Below are 17473 nucleotides of genomic sequence, written 5' to 3'. Positions count from 1 at the left end.
GGAAATTCAAATTACAGGGCACGGTCTATCGGAATAAGCGATGGACGAGCTTGCAGGCGAGCGCACGGCTGTCCTGCGGAGCGCCGGAGCGGCCTACACCGCGAGCGCCATCCCGCCGCCGCCGGGATCTGCCGCGCCCTGGGATTCCCCATCGCCGTAAAGAATGGCGTGAACCTTGGCGACGGTGAAACTCTGCGCCGATCTGGCAATCTGGTAACCCCGGGCGGCTACCGCATCGCAAATATAGGAGGGAATCCGGGCACTCAGATCAATTACCTCGCCGGGCGCCGAAAATCTCGGCGCCGCGACTGCGTCGGAGATCGACATGCCATGGTCGAGAACATTGAGGATGACCTGGAGAATTCCCATCGGAATATGCGAGCCGCCGGGCGCACCAAGCAGCATCCGCAATCGGTTTCCGGCGAATACCATGGCGGGGGTCATGGATGTCACACGGCGCCGATGGGGTTCGAGCGAACGGGAATTACCCGGCCGAGGATCGAACATTCCGATAGCGCCGTTATACATGAAGCCTAGGCCGGGGGTCAGGACGCCCGATTGGGCCCCAAGCGAGTGGGTCATGGTGACGGCATTTCCATCCCTATCCATCACCGAGACATGGGTCGTGGTCTTGGTCTCGCGATCCCCCACCCGCTCAATGTGAACACGTTCCCCGCGCTTGATCTCATCCGCTTCCTGGCGGCAAATCGCCGGATCGAAGATCGCGGCCGGATCGATGTTGTCGTGCCGCGGATCTCCGATCAGCGTCTCTTTGGCGAGTTGTGCGCGCTTCATGACTTCAGCGACCGTCGCGATATAGTCCGGCGTATTGTGTCCCATGCTTCGAAGATCGAAATGCTCGAGCGTGCGCAGCATGCGCAAGAGCATCGCTCCGCTGGTGGGCGGCGGCAGCACACTTATTTTGTGACCACGGTAATCGCCCCACAACGGGGTCACAGGCTCGGCCTCATAGGTCTCGAGATCAACTCGGCCCAACAAGCCGCCGTTTCTTTCCATATCCTGTGAGATCGCATCTGCGACGCGTCCCGCATGGAAGCCGGCTGCGCCATCGCGGGCAATGGTCGCGAGGGTCGCACCGTAGTCGGCATTGCGCACGACGGTACCCGTTTTCAGCGCGGAGCCATCAGGCGCAAAGAACAGGTGCGCATAGGCTCGCGTCTGACGCAGACGATGAATGTTGTCCGCCCGGCCGGCGTCATCGACGACGAACCATTGCTCGCGAACGGCTGGCGTGATGCGATATCCGCCTACGGCGAGACGCAGTGCAGGCTCGACGACATCACCCCATGGCAGAACCCCATAGCGCCGCTGCAGATCGTACCAGCCCTTGACAGCGCCGGGCACCGCGATCGATTGATAGCCGAAATCGTTGACGTATCCCTTCAACACGAATCCGAATCCATCCGGGGTCTCGCGTTCCAGCAAATGGCTCCACATGCCTGGAACAACCGCAGCAGGCGCCTGAAAAAGAAAACTCAAGCCGTCATGAATGCCGCGTGCCGGAAAATAAACCTGGGCACATCCGTACCCGGCCACGCCGCCGTTCATCTGGTCGACCACGCCTTGTGCAAAAGCGCATGCGACAGCAGCATCTACAGCGTTGCCACCGGCCATCAAGATGCGAGCACCAACCTCCACCGCATCCGGCTGTTCGGCAACGACAATCCCTTTGTTCACGGCGACCCCCTTGAAGACAAACGTCGCGTTTATCCTCACATCTGTCTCATTTGAGCGTATGCCGAAAAGGTATGCGCCACAGCGCATATTCGCTCTTTGGCAACCCCACGCCAACATTTCGTGCCTGGAACTGACCTATTGAGTGTGTTCGACGAGCAGCCTGAAGGTTACAGAATTTCATAACTGCACCGAAGCCCTTCACAAAGGAAATGAACGGCATCCTGTGAGCTCGCAACATCAGGGAGCCGAACCTGCGGCAGGCTACTGCCAAAACGTGAAAGCGGCCCGATGGATATGCAAAGACTGGATCTGAATGAAGGATAGCGCCAGCATCTCACTTCGGAAATGTGGTCCACCGGGAAAGCAACCATGGATCGGCCGCCGTGCTCTAGAGCGGGGACCGCGCCCCGAGTCCCGGCGTGGATCCCCTGCCACTTTTAGCATTCAAGGCCGATGCCTGCACTCCTACGAGAACTTGCATGAGCCGCGCTTAGGCGAAGCTGAACCCATTCACTCTCGAGTGTGTGAACATGCCGCCATCTTGAACGATCAACAGCTCCGCGCGAACTTTCCCATTGTTGTGATGCGAGTGCCAAGCAAACGGCGGAGTGACTGTAGTAGAGAGTTTGGACCATTCTTTAATGTTTCCATCCACGGAACTGCGGCAGCTCTCCCCTTCTAAAACGAGCATCACGGCTACAGAATTGTGCCTGTGCGGTCGTGTCTCCGTGTCTGGATCAAGGGTATTCAAGGCGAGTGTAAGCACGGGAGCGATATTCCGGCTCTTGTCATGATTATCGCTCGAAAAGATGACCGCTCGCCCGGCCGTATCCGGTTCTTGCTGCGCCGAATAGATCAGGTCGATTTGGCGCCTGATATCCTTTGCTGGATAATGAACAGGAGAAATCGATGAGTTCGTCGGCGCCTTTGCGTTCAGATCCATAAAGCGGACAAGCGGATCGTCACCGACCACCCATAGGACGGTATTACGATCACCCCGAGAGCGCAGACAGATCGCCTTACCTCCAGGCATCAGAAAGACATCCCCTGTCTGCCACTCAAGGATCGCTTCCTGATCTCCGATCTGTCCAGAGCCAGTGATGCAGTAGAAAATCATAGTTGACGCTTCGGCCGCGAGTTCCAATTGCTCTCCAGGCCGAATTACGACATAGCGCGCCAGAACATTCGGTGCGGTAGCCGGAGCCTTTAGTCCCAGTGCAGACGAGCTATCGCAACAGATAACTGCTGTAAGAGCATCGGGATCGAGCGCTCGCTTAGCTTCGTCGACGAACGTAGCTGGTGGTACAGCACTCTGCTCTATCTGAAATGCCGTGCCAGAATTGTAGTATCGCGCTGCCCTCTGCGCATTGGTTTCCGGCGCAGAGTTCTTCTGCACGGGAATGTCGCGCATCTTGATCGTTGACATCACACCCTCCGCGTGCGGACAAGTACTGTGGCTCGCCGCAGTATTTCGATTGGAGTTCTCACCCGTCGACCTAGGTTCAACGCTTCGGCAGAAGGTGCCCCCAGCGCTCCGTAAATCCTTCGACAGCCGAGACGATCTGATCTAAGTCGATCTCCGAAAGCGCTAACGACAGCGCCATCATGCCGCGCCGGGCGATCCAGATGCCCTCCTCCAACATATGGAGATAGAACAGCTCGCGCAATTTGGAATCGGATGCTGCGGCATCACGCGCATCTCTGAGCAAACCTTGCACGAAGTGAATCGCAAGGATCGAGCCAAAGCCGGTGAATTGTGCTGCAATCCGAGCGTCCTCCAGCTTAGCGTTCAACTGCTGCCTTAGTTTATCGCCCCGCGCCGACAATCGCTCGATTGCCGCCGCCGTCGCAACCTCCGACAGCACGGCTGCGCCGACCCGCATACCGAGGCTGTTGTTGTTGAATGTGCCGGAAAGAACGAGCGACGATGGCTTGCGCGGATCGAACAATGCCATGATATCCTCTCGCCCGCCAAATGCGCCGATCGACAGGCCGCCGGCCAGGTATTTTCCGAGCGTGGTAATGTCAGGCGTGATGCCCCAGTATCCTTGCATTCCATTTGGTGCCAGGCGCGAAGTCTGGATCTCGTCGAAGATCAGAATGGCGCCAGCCCTAGCCGCTTCCTCCTTCACCGCGACCAGAAACTCACGGTCGGCCGGAATGCTGCCTCCCGCGCCCAGCATCGGCTCGACGATCACGGCACCCAGCTTATCGCCCTCCCGCCGAATGGCCACGCGGACGGCTTCGGCATCGTTGTATGGCACTTGGACGACATCGAGGCGCGTATTCAGTGGCGAAGGACCGTTGATCGGAAAGTTCAGGCTGCCGCCGTGGTAGGCGCCTTCAAACACCATGACCCTGGACCTGCCGGTGTAATGTAGCGCGGTGGCGATCGCCGAGACGTTGGCTTCCGTTCCGGAATTCGCAAACCGAACCTTTTCGATCGACGGGAAGCGCTCAACGATCTGCCGGGCAAAGCGTGCCTCGTCCTCAATCTGTCCACCAAGGCTGAGACCATCGTCCAGCGCCTGACGCATGGTCCGCAGCACCACCGGATTGGAATGTCCGAGCAGACCCGCCGTAAACTCGCTGAGGGCATCGACGTAGCGCTTGCCGTCGAGATCCCAGATGTAGGCATCATGGCCGCGCGCGACGAAAATGGGAAACGGTGAGTTGAAAAGACCGGTACGGGTTGTCCCTCCCGGCAGATACTCGGCCGCCCGCTCGAACGCCTCCCGGCTTTTGGCGTTGGCGCGGAGATAGCTAGCGCGTGCTGCAGTCAGCGCGGCCTCGATATCACGTTCCGCGGTTTTCGGATCGAGCTGAAGCGACGGATTCATGAGTCCTCCTCGAATTGCCTTTCTGATTGTCGAACGAACCGCGTCGACGCCAGCCGCAAGATCGCCGGCGGGCGTGGCCAAACCTCAACCGGGAATCACCGCAATCGCGTCGATTTCGATCAGCGCTCCAGGCGCGGCAAGCGCCGACACCTCGACGAGCGTGCTCGCCGGCCTCGTTGCCCCAAACACCCGTGCCCGGGCATCATTAACCTCCGCACGTTTGGCTATATCGGTGACATAGGACGTCATCTGCACAACGTCCGCGCAGCCGGCTCCGGCCGAGCGCAGGACGCGCGCCAGGATCTCAAAGATCCGATCGGCCTGCGGCCCGATCTGTCCTGGAGCGACGACGGCGCCTGCGTCGTCGAAGGGCAGCAGGCCCGAAACATAGACGGTGTTGCCAGCCCGCACCGCGTGACTGAAGTGACCACGCGGCACTGGCAACTCCTCGCTGACGATCTGTGTGTGAGATTCTTCATTCATATCGGACAACCTCGTTCTTTGTTGGCGTCAAACGGCCGCTGCCTGATCGATCTGGCGCAAGGTACCTGTGAAGACGCCGATGACGTGCTCCACGTCCTCGCCTGTGTACGGCGCGATCGGGCCTAACGTGCGCGACGTAATCGCCAGGCCGCGATTGGTCACTCCTAGGCACATCAAGCGCCACAGATCCTGGTTGCCGCGCTCGGCGGTGTCGGCGTCAACGACATCCTCGTCCGTGAAGTGGATGCCGACGCACGGACCTTCGCCCGTCACCTGCACAGGGATCCGCAGATCCTCCACGGCCTTGCGAAGTCCGTCACGCAGGCGCGCTCCTTGCGCACACACGCGCGCGAAGACCTCCGGGGTTGCCAGCTTCATGTTGGCAACCGATGCGGCCAGAGCGACGGGATTTTGCGCGTGCGTGTTCGAGGCGCTGATCGGCTGCTCAACGAGTTCCGCCCGCCCGACCACTGCGGCGACGGGAAGGCCACCGCCGAGCATTTTGCCGATTACCGTTAGGTCCGGCGCCGGAGAGAGTTCGAGCAACTCCGCCGCGCCACCAACAGCAAAGCGGTTTCCGGTAATGATCTCATCGAGAATGAACGGCACCCCATTGTTTAGAGCTGCGGTCCGGATTTCCTGAAGGTATCCGTTGCGTTGATGGACGGCGCCCGGAATGGTCATCATCGGCTCGACGATGACGGCAGCCAATTCCGAAGCATGCTGTTCGATCAGCCTGACCGATTGATCGGTGTCGTTGTACGGCATATCGATCTGCCACGCCGCGAGCCCGGCCGGCAGTCCCCGCAGCGATGACCCTCCTTGCAGCAGATGGTCGTTCTGCCCGTGGAATCCGCCGCGCACCCGGAGAACCTTCTGGCGCCCCGTGGCACTGCGTGCCAGCCGTAGCGCATAGGTGTTCGCCTCGGAGCCGGATGGCGCGAAGACGACGCGTTCAGCACCTGGGATTCGGCTGCAGACCATCGCTGCGAACTCATCGCGGACCAGGCTCGGGTGCATTGCACCGCCGGGAGCGCCTAGACGGGCACCGGCATCGGCGATGGCTGCCGTGATCGCGGGATTGCCGCGACCAAACAATGACGCATTCCAACCTGCGTTGCAGTCTAGGAAGCGATTCCCATCGATGTCCGTGAACCAGGCACCGGCTCCCTCGGCGACGTACACGGGAAACGGCATGCCCGAATTGAAGCGCGTTCGCTGGGTCGCAGCGATGGAAGCCGAGGCCTTGCGGTTTGCCGCCGAAGACTTCGCATGCTTGCGATCGTACTCGGCGAGCCATTCCGAGCGAAGCGCCTCGATGGGGACAATCGTACTCGAACTCCGCTGCATTTGATTCGCCGACACGTGGCTCTCGATCGTGGTCATGCATATCGCCTTTGCAGTTTAGGCCGACGCCCATCGTCGGGGGCGGACGGCTACCTCAAACTAGTTTCCGGATTTGTGGAGCGACAGGATCTCGCGCGCTTCCTTGGGAGAGGCCGCGCGAGAGCCGAGATCCGCAACGATGCGGACCGCCTTGCCGACGAGTTCCGCGTTGGTGCGTGCGAGTACCCCTTTCTCGATCTGGAGATTATCTTCCATACCGACGCGCACGTGGCCGCCCAGCAGCACCGACAATGCAACAGTGGGGAATGACATGCGGCCAACGCCAAAGGCGCTCCACTCCCAGCCCGCGGGCAGCATGCGGACAAGAGCGGACAGCATCTCGGCGTTCGCCGGCGTCGCGTATTTCACCCCGAGCACGAATTGCAGGAAATTCCGCTCGGGCAACACGCCTTCTGCGGCCAAATCACGCGCCAGGATCACGTCTCCGGGATTGAATATCTCAAGCTCGGGCGCGGTACCGGCTGCACGAATGCGAGCCGCCATCACGCGCAGGGAGTCTGGCGTGTTGATGACGACCGAGCCGAAAGAGTACATAGTGTTGAGATCGAGGGTGCAGATCTCCGGCTGCAGCGCCTCCACGTGGACCACCCTCGCCTCGCCCCGCATCAGGGATGTTCCGGGACCGGCAACCGCCGGGTCTTCGCTGCCCGGAACGAAGCGCTGGCCAGGCCCGGTCGTGAGGTTCACGAGCACGTCGGTACCGCTGTCCTTGATGCGCTCGACGACCTGTCGGTAAAGATCCAGCTCCATCGATGGCGCACTGGTCTTCGGGTTACGCACATGAATGTGCACGATGGCGGCGCCAGCGTGGGCGGCCTCGATACAGGACGCCGCAATTTGCGCGGGTGTGACCGGCAAGTACGGGCTCTGGCTCGGCAGGGTCAGATTGCCGGTCACAGCGCAAGTGACAATTGTGGGACGAGAGAAGTTCATAGTCATTTCCTAGGAACAGCTGCCGCGGAGCCGGTCATCCAGCTCAAGCGGATAGCGCGAGCTCCTTCTCCGCGTGCTGGACCGTTGCGACCTTGATGTCGAGCCAGCGACGTGCGTTGACGGTGGCCCGGTCGCCGACATTGACGATGACGGTCGTGGTCTCGGCTTCGATGATGGCCGGCCCGTGGATCACGTTTCCTGGATTCAACTTCTCGGCCGCATAGACGTCGACCTCTGTCCACGCATTGTTGAAAAAGGCCTTACGCCGCTTGTGGGCCGCCGCCGGCGCGGAGGTGACGGGCTCGATCCTGTCCTCCGCTCTCGCCACGATTCCGACGGCCGCGGCTCGTCCGTTTACCAGCACCACCTCTTCATCCCGCAACGAATAGGTATAGAGGTCCTCATGTGCGCGGTGGAAACGGCCCTCGATCTGCTCGATCAAATCGGATCCGTTCAGATCGACGTCCGTCAGTGGCACATCGACCTCGAAGACTTGTTCGCCATATCGCATCTCGGCGGACCGCTCGATCTCGATTGGACCAGCGAACCATGCGCGAAGCCGATCGGTTGCCTGCTTCTCGAGGGCGGCGTACATATTACGCACCTGCGCTTCAGGCGACTTGTCATCCGATTGGTAGTGCGTACGACTCATTTCGTAACGCAAGTCGCTGGTCAACATGCCCCATGCAGACAACACCGATGCTTCGGTCGGAACGATAATGCGCGACATCTCCAGTTCCCGGGCGACTTCCGCGGCGTGAATGCCGGCAGCCCCCCCGAAGCTGAGCAGCGCGAAGTGACGAGGATCCACGCCGCGCTTGAGCGTCATGAGGCGGATGCCGTCAGCCATCGCGAGATTAACCAGGCGAAAAACGCCGGCCGCCGCCTTTTCGCGCGTTAGTCCAAGTTTATCGGCGAGCCGGTCGATAGCAGCCTCTGCCGCACGCTGGTCAAGTGGCCGACGTCCTCCCATGAAGCTCGTCGCATCCAGATAACCCAGAATCAGATTGGCATCAGTTACCGTCGGTGAGCTGCCGCCGTTGCCATAGCACGCTGGACCGGGCACCGAGCCCGCGCTTTCCGGGCCCACGCGGAAAGCCCCGCTCGCATCGATGCTTGCGATCGATCCACCGCCGGCCGCGATGCTGGCGATGTCGAGGCTGCGCAGTGCGATCCGCTGATCGGCGAGCCCGCCATCCGCCGAGAGCGAGGCGCGACCGTCCGCGATGAGAGAAATATCCGTGCTGGTGCCTCCCATATCGAACGGCACGAGATCGGGCACTCCAAGGAGTTCGGCGCAGCGCCGGCTGCCGGAGATACCGCCCGCCGGACCGGACAAGACGGTCGCTGCAGCAAGGCGCCAAGCCTCTTCCACCGGCGCCATGCCGCCATGCGAAAGGATAATGAACAAGCTGCCTGTGAAACCCGCCGCTCCCAGCCGCTGCTCGAGACCAGTCAGGTAATGTCGAACAGCCGGACCGACGTAGGCATTGACGATGGTCGTCGATACCCGCTCGAACTCCTTGATCTGCGGAAGCACGTCGGAGGATCGTGAGACATCGACTTCCGGTAGCTCGCGCGCGAGACGCTCAGCTGCCGCGATTTCATGCGCTGGATTGCTATAGGAATGCAGGAAGCACAGCGCGACCGACGTCGCGCCGGAGGCACGGATGGCCTTCACCGCTTCATCCAACGCGTTCTCATCGAGCGGTACAATGACCTCGCCCTGGGGTCCAATCCGCTCCCGCACGCCAAAGCGCAGGTCGCGCGGCACCAGGGGCGCCGGTGGCGAGGACCTGAGATTATAACGGTCGCCCTTCAGGCCCTCACGCATCTCGATGACGTCGCGATGGCCTTCCGTTGTGAGGAGCGCCACCTTGGCGCCCTTTCGCTCCAGAAGCGCGTTGGTTGCAACGGTTGTCCCGTGGACAATCCGCTCTGTCTTGCCGAGCATCGCTTCGCGCGACAGGCCGAGCCGCCGCGCCAACTCTTCGAGCCCAACCATGACGCCGACAGATTGGTCCTGCGGTGTCGAAGGCGATTTAGCGAAGATCGTCCGGCCAGTGTCGTCGATGGCCACGAGGTCGGTAAACGTGCCGCCGACATCGATTCCGATGGTCAACATGATATTGAACCTGCTTGCTGCTGAAAGTTAGTTCACAAAGCCCAGTCGGCGATCTTCTCGTCGCGCCTGTTCCGACCGCTGTTCAGGGGGCCCCCATCCGCCGCCTCCGGCCGAACGCACCTCGAACCAGTCGCCTGGCAACACCTCGATGCCGACATCTTTCGTTTTCAACTCTCGCGGCGGGCGGCCGGGAGAAACCAAGCTGTAACGATGCGGAGCGCCATCGCTCCCGCCGAGAAGGCCGCAAGATCCATGGCGGACACCTTCGCCAGCCGTGTTGGCGATAGCCGGCTTCTCAGTCCTGACTTCAAGGTCGAGCGCTACACCGAGGCCACCGCGAAATTGACCGTCGCCACCGGAATTTGCGAGAAATTCGTGGTGACGGAAGAGGAGCGGGAACCGTGCCTCTGCGACCTCGACGCTGCCAAACTTGATGCCGCCGACCGAATGCCATTCGCCGATCGAAGACCACCCGTCACCAGCCGACGAAGCACCACCACCCGGGCGGGCCTGAAACATATGCCAAATGAATTGGCGCCCCGTTCGCGGATTCTCGCCCTGGATCGCGATTCGGAAGCGACGGCCCCAGCCTCCCATGGCGCGATCCGGACAGCACCGGGACATTGCCTTTACGATCGCTTCGATAATTTCATTTGACGGATGACTCGTGCAGAAGCTCACCGGCAACCCGGGATCGGACCAAACCACCGTTCCTTTCCTGGCGGTCACTTTTAGCGGGCGGAGCGCCCCCGCGTTTTTCGGAATGTCGGCGTCAATCAGATAGGCAAACGCCATCACGACCGCGGCTTGCATATTCGCGTGTGAGGAGTTGACGAAGCTTGACGTCTGCGGATCCGACTCCGACAAATCAATCGCTATATCGGACCCCTTCTTTGTCACCTTCGCCACGATCCTGATGTTCTCGCGGCCGCGGCCATCATCATCGAGGAACGCTTCACCGCGGAAGATCCCGTCCTTCCAATTCGATACGATCTGGCGCGTCCGCCGTTCGGCAGAATCGAGGATCATCTCGATCGCCTCCTCGACAACGGCGGAGCCGAGCTCTTCGAACAAGCGCGCCAACCGGCGCTCTCCGAGATGGGCGGCGCCGATCATCGCAGCGAAGTCGCCGTGGAAATCGCGTGGATTGCGCACGTTGAGCGCCAGCATATCGATGATGTCGTCGCGGCGTTTTCCGGCCTCGTGGATCTTGATCGGCGGGACACGGATTCCTTCCTGCCAAATCTCGCTGGCGTGCGGGTTGTAACCACCATAAGTGGCACCACCGACATCGCTCAAATGGGCGCGCACGATCGTCCAGAACAATCGCCGCCCCTGATCGAAGATCGGGACAAGGATCGTCATGTCCTGCAAATGACTCCCGCCATGATAGGGGTCGTTCAGAAGGACGACGTCGCCCGGTGCGATGTCATTGAATCGCTCCTCGACGGCTCGTGTCGCCCAAGGCAACGCCCCGACGTGAATGGGGATATGATCCGCTTGCGCGACCAGCCGGGCGCTTGTGTCGCAGATGGCGATCGAGAAGTCCCGACTGGAGTTGAGAATCTGCGAATAGGAGGTCCGCAGCATCGCTTCGCCCATCTCAGTGACTATCGAGGTGAGACGGTGCTGAACTACGGATCTGGTGATGGGATCGACAGTTGGCTTCATCGCTGACCTTGCGGGCGTGTTGATGACGTTGGGTGTGGGCTTGATCGTGGTGTCGTCGTTGTCGGTGTTCACGAAGCACTCGTCGCCTCTCAGCGCCCTAAATAGGCCTCGCGAACGCGGGAGTCGTTCCGAAGTTCTGCCGCGCTACCGTCCAGAACGACCCGTCCGGCCTCCAGCACATAGGCACGATCAGCCACAGCGAGCGCCAGGACAGTGTTCTGCTCGACCACAAGGATCGTAAGGCCTGCACTTGCGATCACTTTGACGCGCTCATAAACTTCCTCGGCGAGCCGTGGCGCCAAACCCAGCGACGGCTCGTCCAGCAGCAAGAGCCGAGGACGCGCCATCAACGCGCGCCCGATCGCAAGCATCTGCTGTTCCCCGCCGGACAGCGACCAACCGAGCTGAGTTCGGCGTTCCTTTAGGCGCGGGAAGAGCTGGAAGACGCGGTCAAGATCGTCCGCACACGACTGCCGTATCTTTTTCCAGTTAGCCGTCGCGACGACGAGGTTTTCCTCGACCGTCAACCCCGGGAAGATGCGCCGCCCCTCCGGCGCCTGAGCAATACCAAGCGCCACGCGACGGTCGCTCGACAGTCGCAGGATCGACGTGCCGTCGAGCTGAATGTCGCCGCTGCGTGCCTTGTTCAGGCCTGAGATGGTATGCAGCAGCGTCGTCTTCCCGGCGCCGTTTGCGCCAATAAGTGCGACCGTCTCTCCAGCTCCAACCTGCAGGTTGACGCCGGAAACGGCAACGACGTCGCCGTGAGCGATGGTTAGGTTGTTACACGCGAGCATGAGCGTATCCCTCGCCGAGATAGGCCGAAAGCACCGCAGGATTGGCCTGGATTTCCGCAGGCGCTCCCTCCGCGATCTTCGAACCAAAATTCAGCACCACAATGCGTTCGGCCAATCGCATGACCATTCCCATGTTGTGCTCGATCAGAACAACCGCCAGTTGATGCTTCTCACGCAGGTGAGCGAGGCGCTTGACCAGCTGCGCGACTTCGGCCGAATTCAGACCGGCTGCAGGCTCGTCCAAAAGCAATACTTTCGGGTTGCAAGCGACAGCGCGGGCAAGCTCCACCATGCGGCGATGCCCGTAGGACAGCGTCCTGATTGCGTTGTCGGCAATATCCGCAAGGCCCATCTGCTCGATGATCTGCAACGCGCTTTCGCGCAGCGCCCTCTCGCCGAGAGTCGGACAGATCGCGGCGCCGACCATGACGTTCTCGAGCACCGTGAGCCGCGGAAACGTCCGTCCGTGCTGGAATGTCCTGCCCAACCCCGCCTTGATCCGCCTGTTGGTCGCGTGTCGCGTGACATCGTTGCCTGCGAGAAGCACCGCGCCGGAATCGGGCACGACCAGGCCAGTGAACACATTGAGCAGTGTGGACTTGCCGGCCCCGTTAGGGCCGATTATCGCCACAAACTCTCCGGCCGACACCGTCATGTCGACATCCGTCAATGCAGCCAGGCCGCCATATCGTTTGCTTATGTTACGTGCGTCGAGGATGGTCATGGCCGCACCTCCGCAGCGGCCTGCACGGAGCGGTCGACCCGCGACGGCCCTCGAACGAACTTGCGAAGACCGACGATTCCAGTCGGAAGGAACACAAGAACGAGAAAGACGAGAAGTCCGAACAACGCAAGATAGGCGTTGCCGAGGAACCGCAACCACTCCGGCAGGAACGTCAGCAGCACGGAACCCAGGATGGCGCCGACGATGGTGCCCTCCCCTCCGACAATGAGCATCGCCAGATAGTTTATGGAGTGCGCATAGGAGAAATCTTCGGGCGAAATGAACCGGACGTGGCTTGCGAACAAGCAGCCGGCGAAGGCGGCGTAGGCAGCCGAGAACGCAAATCCCATGATTTTCAGCCTCGTGGTGTCGATGCCGGTCATCTCGGCGGCGAGCTCGTCATCTCTCACCGAGATGAGAGCGCGTCCGTAGCGCGAATGGTGCAGCAGAGTCGCCACGACGACCACCAGCGTAAGACTGACCAGCGCCAGCCACAGAAATGACCGCTCGTCCGAGATGGCGTGATGGAGGATGGAAAACGATGGGATTTGCGCGATACCATTGGTGCCGCCGGTCATCTCGAGCCAGTTCGAGGCAACGATAACGAAGGAAACGTTGAGCCCAAGCGTCGCGAGCGCAAGATAGTGCCCCTTGAGGCGCAGGAGCGGCAACCCGATCGCGACCGCAAATGCAGCGGTCGCCGCGACGGCGGCCGGCATCGCAAGCCACGGCGAAAGGCCAAGGCGCGTCGTTGAGATCGCCATGATGTAGGCACCGAGCCCGACGAACGCGGCGTGCCCCAGCGAGATGAGCCCCACATAGCCAAAGGCGATGTTAAGACCGATGACGGCGATCGAGGCAACGACCGACAGATTGAGCAGCCGCAGGTGATACTCCGGCAGGACGAGAGACAGGACGCCGCCGGCCGCCAGAATGCAGAGCGCCAGGCCAAATGATCGAAGAATGCGCATCGATCACCCCCGATCCTGGATTTTCTCGCCGAACATCCCTTGCGGACGAACGAACAGGAATCCGATCATGATGCCGAACGAGATGAGGTCCTTGTAAGCCGACGAAATGTACGAGGCACCCAGCACTTCGCTCAAACCGACGAAGATGCCTCCAACCACCGCGCCCGGCAAGCTACCGAATCCACCGATAATCGTGGCGGCAAACGCCTTCAGTGCCACGGGGTCGCCCATGTTTACATCGGCGAACCACATTGGCCCGAGCAACAAGCCGGCGGCACCGGCCAGCAACGCGCCGAGAACCCATGACATCGCGAGAACGCGACCAACCTTCAGTCCCATCAGCCGCGCGGCCTGAACGTCCTGGGCCACCGCCCGCATTCCGATCCCGAAGCTGGTGCGATGCAATAGGAACCACAGACCGCCGACCAGCAGCGCCGTTATCGCCATGGTCAGCAACGCGTGCACCGAGACCACAGCCCCACCGACCTCGACCGTCATCCCCTCGAGTGGTGACGGGATCCGCACCGGCCAGGATCCGAACACGAGCAGGGCGGCGTTCTGCATCGTGATGCTGATGGCGACCGTTCCGATGATCACAGTTACTGCGGGACTAAGCTTGAGCGGCCAATAAACGAGCAGAAAGAACAGCACGCCAAACGCTGCCATGGCGAACAACGCCGCTGCATACGCTATGGGCCATGGCAGCTGAGCATTCACCAAAGCAGCGACGCCGGCAAACGTACCAAACATCACGAACTGCCCGGCGGCGAAGTTCACGACCCCCGTCGCCTCGTACACGATCACGAAGCCAATGGCGGCAAGAGCGTAGACGCCGCCAATCGCAAAGCCATTAATCGCAAGTTGGAAGAAATCCGCCATGAGCGCTCCGATTGCTCCGTGACCGCACCAAGTTCAGCTTAGCGTGACCTTCTTGACGAGCTCGAGCGCCTTGCTCCCGGCCTTCGTCTTGACGATCACCACTTCGTGGACACCGTTGCCCTTGCTGTCGTAGGCGTAGTTGTGACCAATTCCGTCCCAGCTCTTCTGCGTCAGCAGCCACTTTTGGAGCGCTGCGGGATCTAGGCCTGCCTGGCGCATCGCATCGGCCATCAGGAAGGCGCCGTCATAGTAGGCCAGCCCATAGGGATCCGGATCGTTGCCGAACTTTGCACGATACTGCTCGATGAAGTCCTTCATCCTTGGACTCATGGCGGGATCGACCAGGGTATCGAGGACACAGAACGTATTTTCGAGATCCGCCGGAGACAGCAGTTGCATCGTGGCAGTCACGTAAAGTGACGAGGAGCCGACCAAGGGCGCCTTCATCCCCAACGCCTTGTATTGCCGGAGCACCAGCGCCCCATCCTGTGGATAATTGAACAACAGAACGGCCTCGGCCCCCTTGTTGCGCAGATTGATGATCTGCGCGGAGAAGTCCTTGTCGGTCTGGCCGTAGGCTTCCCTGCCGACGACGACGACACTCTGCGCCTCGAGCGCCTTCACCGCGCTCGCGGCGCCTCCTTGTCCGAAATCGTTCTGGATGTAGAGAATACCGACCTTCCTGGCTTTCAGGACAGTCGTCACGCACGCGACCATTCCGGCCGCGGCCACACTGTCCGTGGGCCGAAGACGGAACATCCAGTCGTTGCCGCCTTCCGCGATTGCATCCGCCCCCCCGGCATACATCGCCGGCACCTGAACCTTCTTCACCTCCGGCGACACCGCGAGGTTCTGCGTCGAATAGCTTGATAAGAAAAAGAACGCAGGCTTCGTCTCTTGCGCAAGCTTCACATATGCGTTGACGGCCGTGCTGTTCGAACCCTGCGTGTCCTCAAACACGATCTTGAGCTTGCGCCCATTGATCCCGCCGGTCTTGTTGATGTTCTCTTCCGCCAGCCGCAGGGAATTTAGATACTGAAGGCCGGTCAGCGACAGCGGGCCCGTCATTGGAACTGTCGCACCCACCAGGATTTCACCACCCCCTTCGGCTCTGGCGGGAACGCCGGCCATCGGCGCAACGCACAGCGCGGCGATCGATTTTAGAAAGGCCTTTCGAGTGATCTGCATCCTAAGTCCTCCTGCGCGCCTGTTCCGGTTTCCGGAACTTTTTCCCGAATATCGAAACGATAGACTCAATCTCATTTGCGAGTCAAGCCGCATAGCGAGGCAAGGCTCGTGCGCAGATGGCCCAAAACTCCCGCACCGCAGCGGCGCAAAGCGGCTACGGTCCGCGGGTCCCTGTCGATAGGTTGATCACTGTTGCGACCGAAATCGAACTCGCCTAAGTCAGACGAAGGCTGACCTCACTCCTCGCGATCAAACCGATGGTTGAAAAAGACGACTCTCCTGGACCGCTAACGCGTTACTTCGACGTTCTCGAGTTGATCGCCTCCTTCTCCGGAGCAATCACGCTTGCCGACGTTTCGTCTCTCCTTGATCTTCCCAAGACAACGGCGCATCGCCTTCTGAAGGGGCTCGTTCGCTCCAATCTCGCTCAGGAAGGCGACGGAGGGCGGACCTACCAATTGGGAGAGCGCATCACACGATTGCTTCATGCAAGCGCCGAAGAAGGATGGCTCGCTTCGCTCGCCGGCCCGCATCTTCGCACACTGTCTGAGGCAACCTCTGAAGCGTGCTTCCTGGCTCGCCTCGTGGGCGCTCGCGTTTTCGTCGTGGTGTCGCAGGCCCCGGATGTAAAATGGCGACAGCTTGTCGCCGAGGGCCTCGAAATGCCTGTCAACGCTGCAGCTTCCGGCAAGGCGATCATGGCATATCAATCAAAGGAGTTGATCGCGGAAGCTCTTTCCCACGAGTTACCGACGCCTACCTCCTTGACACACAACAACAGGCGCTGGATCGAGAAGGAATTCGCGACAGTTCGCGAACAAGGCTACGCAACATGCGTCGGCGAGATCTATGAAGGATCTGCCGCGCTCGCATGCCCGATCATATTGCCCGGCGGCAGCGTCTTTTACTCCGTGGCAATCAGTGGTCCGACCGAACGCGTCACGGATAAGAAGATGGCTCTGCGACTGCAGGCCTTGCGCACAGCTGCAGGCGCGCTGGCCAAGTCCCTTTCGCTCGGCGCCAATATCAAGTCGCGCGGGTAGACAACCGTTAGCCGCGCCGATCGAGGACTCTTTCGAAATGAATTCCAGAGCCCCCTTCATTTCCTCCGAAATGATCGTGGACCCAAGTTGGGTCGACTACAACGGCCATCTCAACATGGCGTACTACCATGTCCTACTGGATCGCGCCGCTGATGAGTTCTGGCTCCAATTCGGCTTAGGTCCGCGCTATGTCGAAACGACGAGGCATTCGACGTTTACAGCCGAATGTCACATTCGCTATCTGCGGGAGCTTCACGCTAACGATCCTGTGCGGGTCTCAATTTTCCTTTTGGCCGCAGATGAGAAACGTCTCCACACATTCAGACTGCTCCAACATGCCCACCACGGATGGCTGTCGGCGACATCGGAGAACATGTCGCTTCACGTCGATCTAACGTTACGCAGAGTTGTCGCGTTCCCTGCAGAAATGCAGTCCGACCTCCGGATCATTGCGGAAGGACATCGACGCACAAGATACCCCGAGGGCATCGGAAGGCGCATTTCTATGCGAAAGGAAGCCTAAGAAGCGATGATCTCGGGTCGAAATCGTCATCGCGATTTTTACAACACGGCTCGTCCTGCAATTGCGTACGGGCTTTTGGATCCAGGCTCGCTCTCCACCGAGCCGATATGACTAGATCTGGACTTGCCCATCATTCACCTGGAGATCGTCCCACAGCTTCTGCATGTTTTGGTTAAACGGCCCGTAATCAT

Annotated in this window: 15 protein-coding genes; 2 read left to right on the top strand and 13 right to left on the bottom strand. The window is 60.4% G+C overall.

The window, feature by feature from the left end:
* Positions 1–93: 93 nt before the first annotated feature.
* The 13 genes from JQ635_RS25515 to JQ635_RS25455 form a co-directional block, all read right to left on the bottom strand.
* Positions 94–1698 (bottom strand): gamma-glutamyltransferase family protein, encoded by a 1605-nt coding sequence (locus tag JQ635_RS25515; protein WP_211412527.1) that lies wholly within the window; start codon positions 1696–1698, stop codon positions 94–96.
* A gap of 490 nt (positions 1699–2188) precedes the next feature.
* A complete protein-coding gene (locus tag JQ635_RS25510) occupies positions 2189–3124 on the bottom strand; it encodes a cupin domain-containing protein (protein WP_211412526.1) in 936 nt (311 codons plus the stop codon).
* Positions 3125–3200: 76 nt separating this feature from the next.
* Positions 3201–4538, bottom strand: coding sequence for an aspartate aminotransferase family protein (locus JQ635_RS25505; protein ID WP_211412525.1), 1338 nt, complete (start codon positions 4536–4538; stop codon positions 3201–3203).
* Positions 4539–4622: 84 nt separating this feature from the next.
* Entirely contained in the window at positions 4623–5021 is a 399-nt protein-coding gene (locus JQ635_RS25500) for a RidA family protein (protein ID WP_211412524.1), read from the bottom strand.
* A 27-nt stretch (positions 5022–5048) separates the two neighbouring features.
* Positions 5049–6407 (bottom strand): aspartate aminotransferase family protein, encoded by a 1359-nt coding sequence (locus JQ635_RS25495; RefSeq protein WP_211412523.1) that lies wholly within the window; start codon positions 6405–6407, stop codon positions 5049–5051.
* 60 nt (positions 6408–6467) lie between these two features.
* Positions 6468–7361: a 3-keto-5-aminohexanoate cleavage protein gene (locus JQ635_RS25490; protein ID WP_433996575.1), complete on the bottom strand. Its 894-nt coding sequence runs from the start codon at positions 7359–7361 to the stop codon at positions 6468–6470.
* Positions 7362–7404: 43 nt separating this feature from the next.
* Positions 7405–9486, bottom strand: a complete 2082-nt coding sequence (locus tag JQ635_RS25485) for a hydantoinase/oxoprolinase family protein (protein ID WP_211412521.1) — start codon at positions 9484–9486, stop codon at positions 7405–7407.
* A 27-nt stretch (positions 9487–9513) separates the two neighbouring features.
* Entirely contained in the window at positions 9514–11229 is a 1716-nt protein-coding gene (locus tag JQ635_RS25480) for a hydantoinase B/oxoprolinase family protein (RefSeq protein ID WP_349631883.1), read from the bottom strand.
* A 17-nt stretch (positions 11230–11246) separates the two neighbouring features.
* Positions 11247–11954 (bottom strand): ABC transporter ATP-binding protein, encoded by a 708-nt coding sequence (locus JQ635_RS25475; protein ID WP_211412520.1) that lies wholly within the window; start codon positions 11952–11954, stop codon positions 11247–11249.
* Entirely contained in the window at positions 11941–12678 is a 738-nt protein-coding gene (locus tag JQ635_RS25470; RefSeq protein WP_211412519.1) for an ABC transporter ATP-binding protein, read from the bottom strand. Before JQ635_RS25470 ends, JQ635_RS25475 begins: the two co-directional genes overlap by 14 nt.
* On the bottom strand, positions 12675–13649 hold the full coding sequence (locus tag JQ635_RS25465; protein WP_211412518.1) for a branched-chain amino acid ABC transporter permease: 975 nt from the start codon (positions 13647–13649) through the stop codon (positions 12675–12677). Before JQ635_RS25465 ends, JQ635_RS25470 begins: the two co-directional genes overlap by 4 nt.
* A gap of 3 nt (positions 13650–13652) precedes the next feature.
* Positions 13653–14528, bottom strand: coding sequence for a branched-chain amino acid ABC transporter permease (locus JQ635_RS25460; protein WP_211412517.1), 876 nt, complete (start codon positions 14526–14528; stop codon positions 13653–13655).
* Positions 14529–14561: 33 nt separating this feature from the next.
* Positions 14562–15716 carry an ABC transporter substrate-binding protein gene (locus JQ635_RS25455; protein WP_211412516.1) on the bottom strand — a complete coding sequence of 385 codons (1155 nt, stop codon included), beginning with the start codon at positions 15714–15716 and terminating at the stop codon, positions 14562–14564.
* A 257-nt stretch (positions 15717–15973) separates the two neighbouring features.
* Between JQ635_RS25455 and JQ635_RS25450 the strand changes: the two genes are divergently transcribed.
* Entirely contained in the window at positions 15974–16759 is a 786-nt protein-coding gene (locus tag JQ635_RS25450; RefSeq protein ID WP_211412515.1) for an IclR family transcriptional regulator, read from the top strand.
* A gap of 37 nt (positions 16760–16796) precedes the next feature.
* The gene (locus tag JQ635_RS25445) at positions 16797–17282 is read left to right on the top strand and encodes a thioesterase family protein (protein ID WP_211412514.1); all 486 of its coding nucleotides are present in this window, start codon (positions 16797–16799) and stop codon (positions 17280–17282) included.
* Positions 17283–17473: the final 191 nt, after the last annotated feature.

Origin of the sequence: Bradyrhizobium iriomotense, assembly GCF_018130765.1 — a bacterium.
In the GTDB taxonomy this organism is placed as follows: Bacteria; Pseudomonadota; Alphaproteobacteria; order Rhizobiales; family Xanthobacteraceae; genus Bradyrhizobium; species Bradyrhizobium iriomotense_A.
The sequence above is the reverse complement of the archived record's forward strand: the minus strand, read 5'-3'. Positions and strand labels throughout refer to the sequence as shown.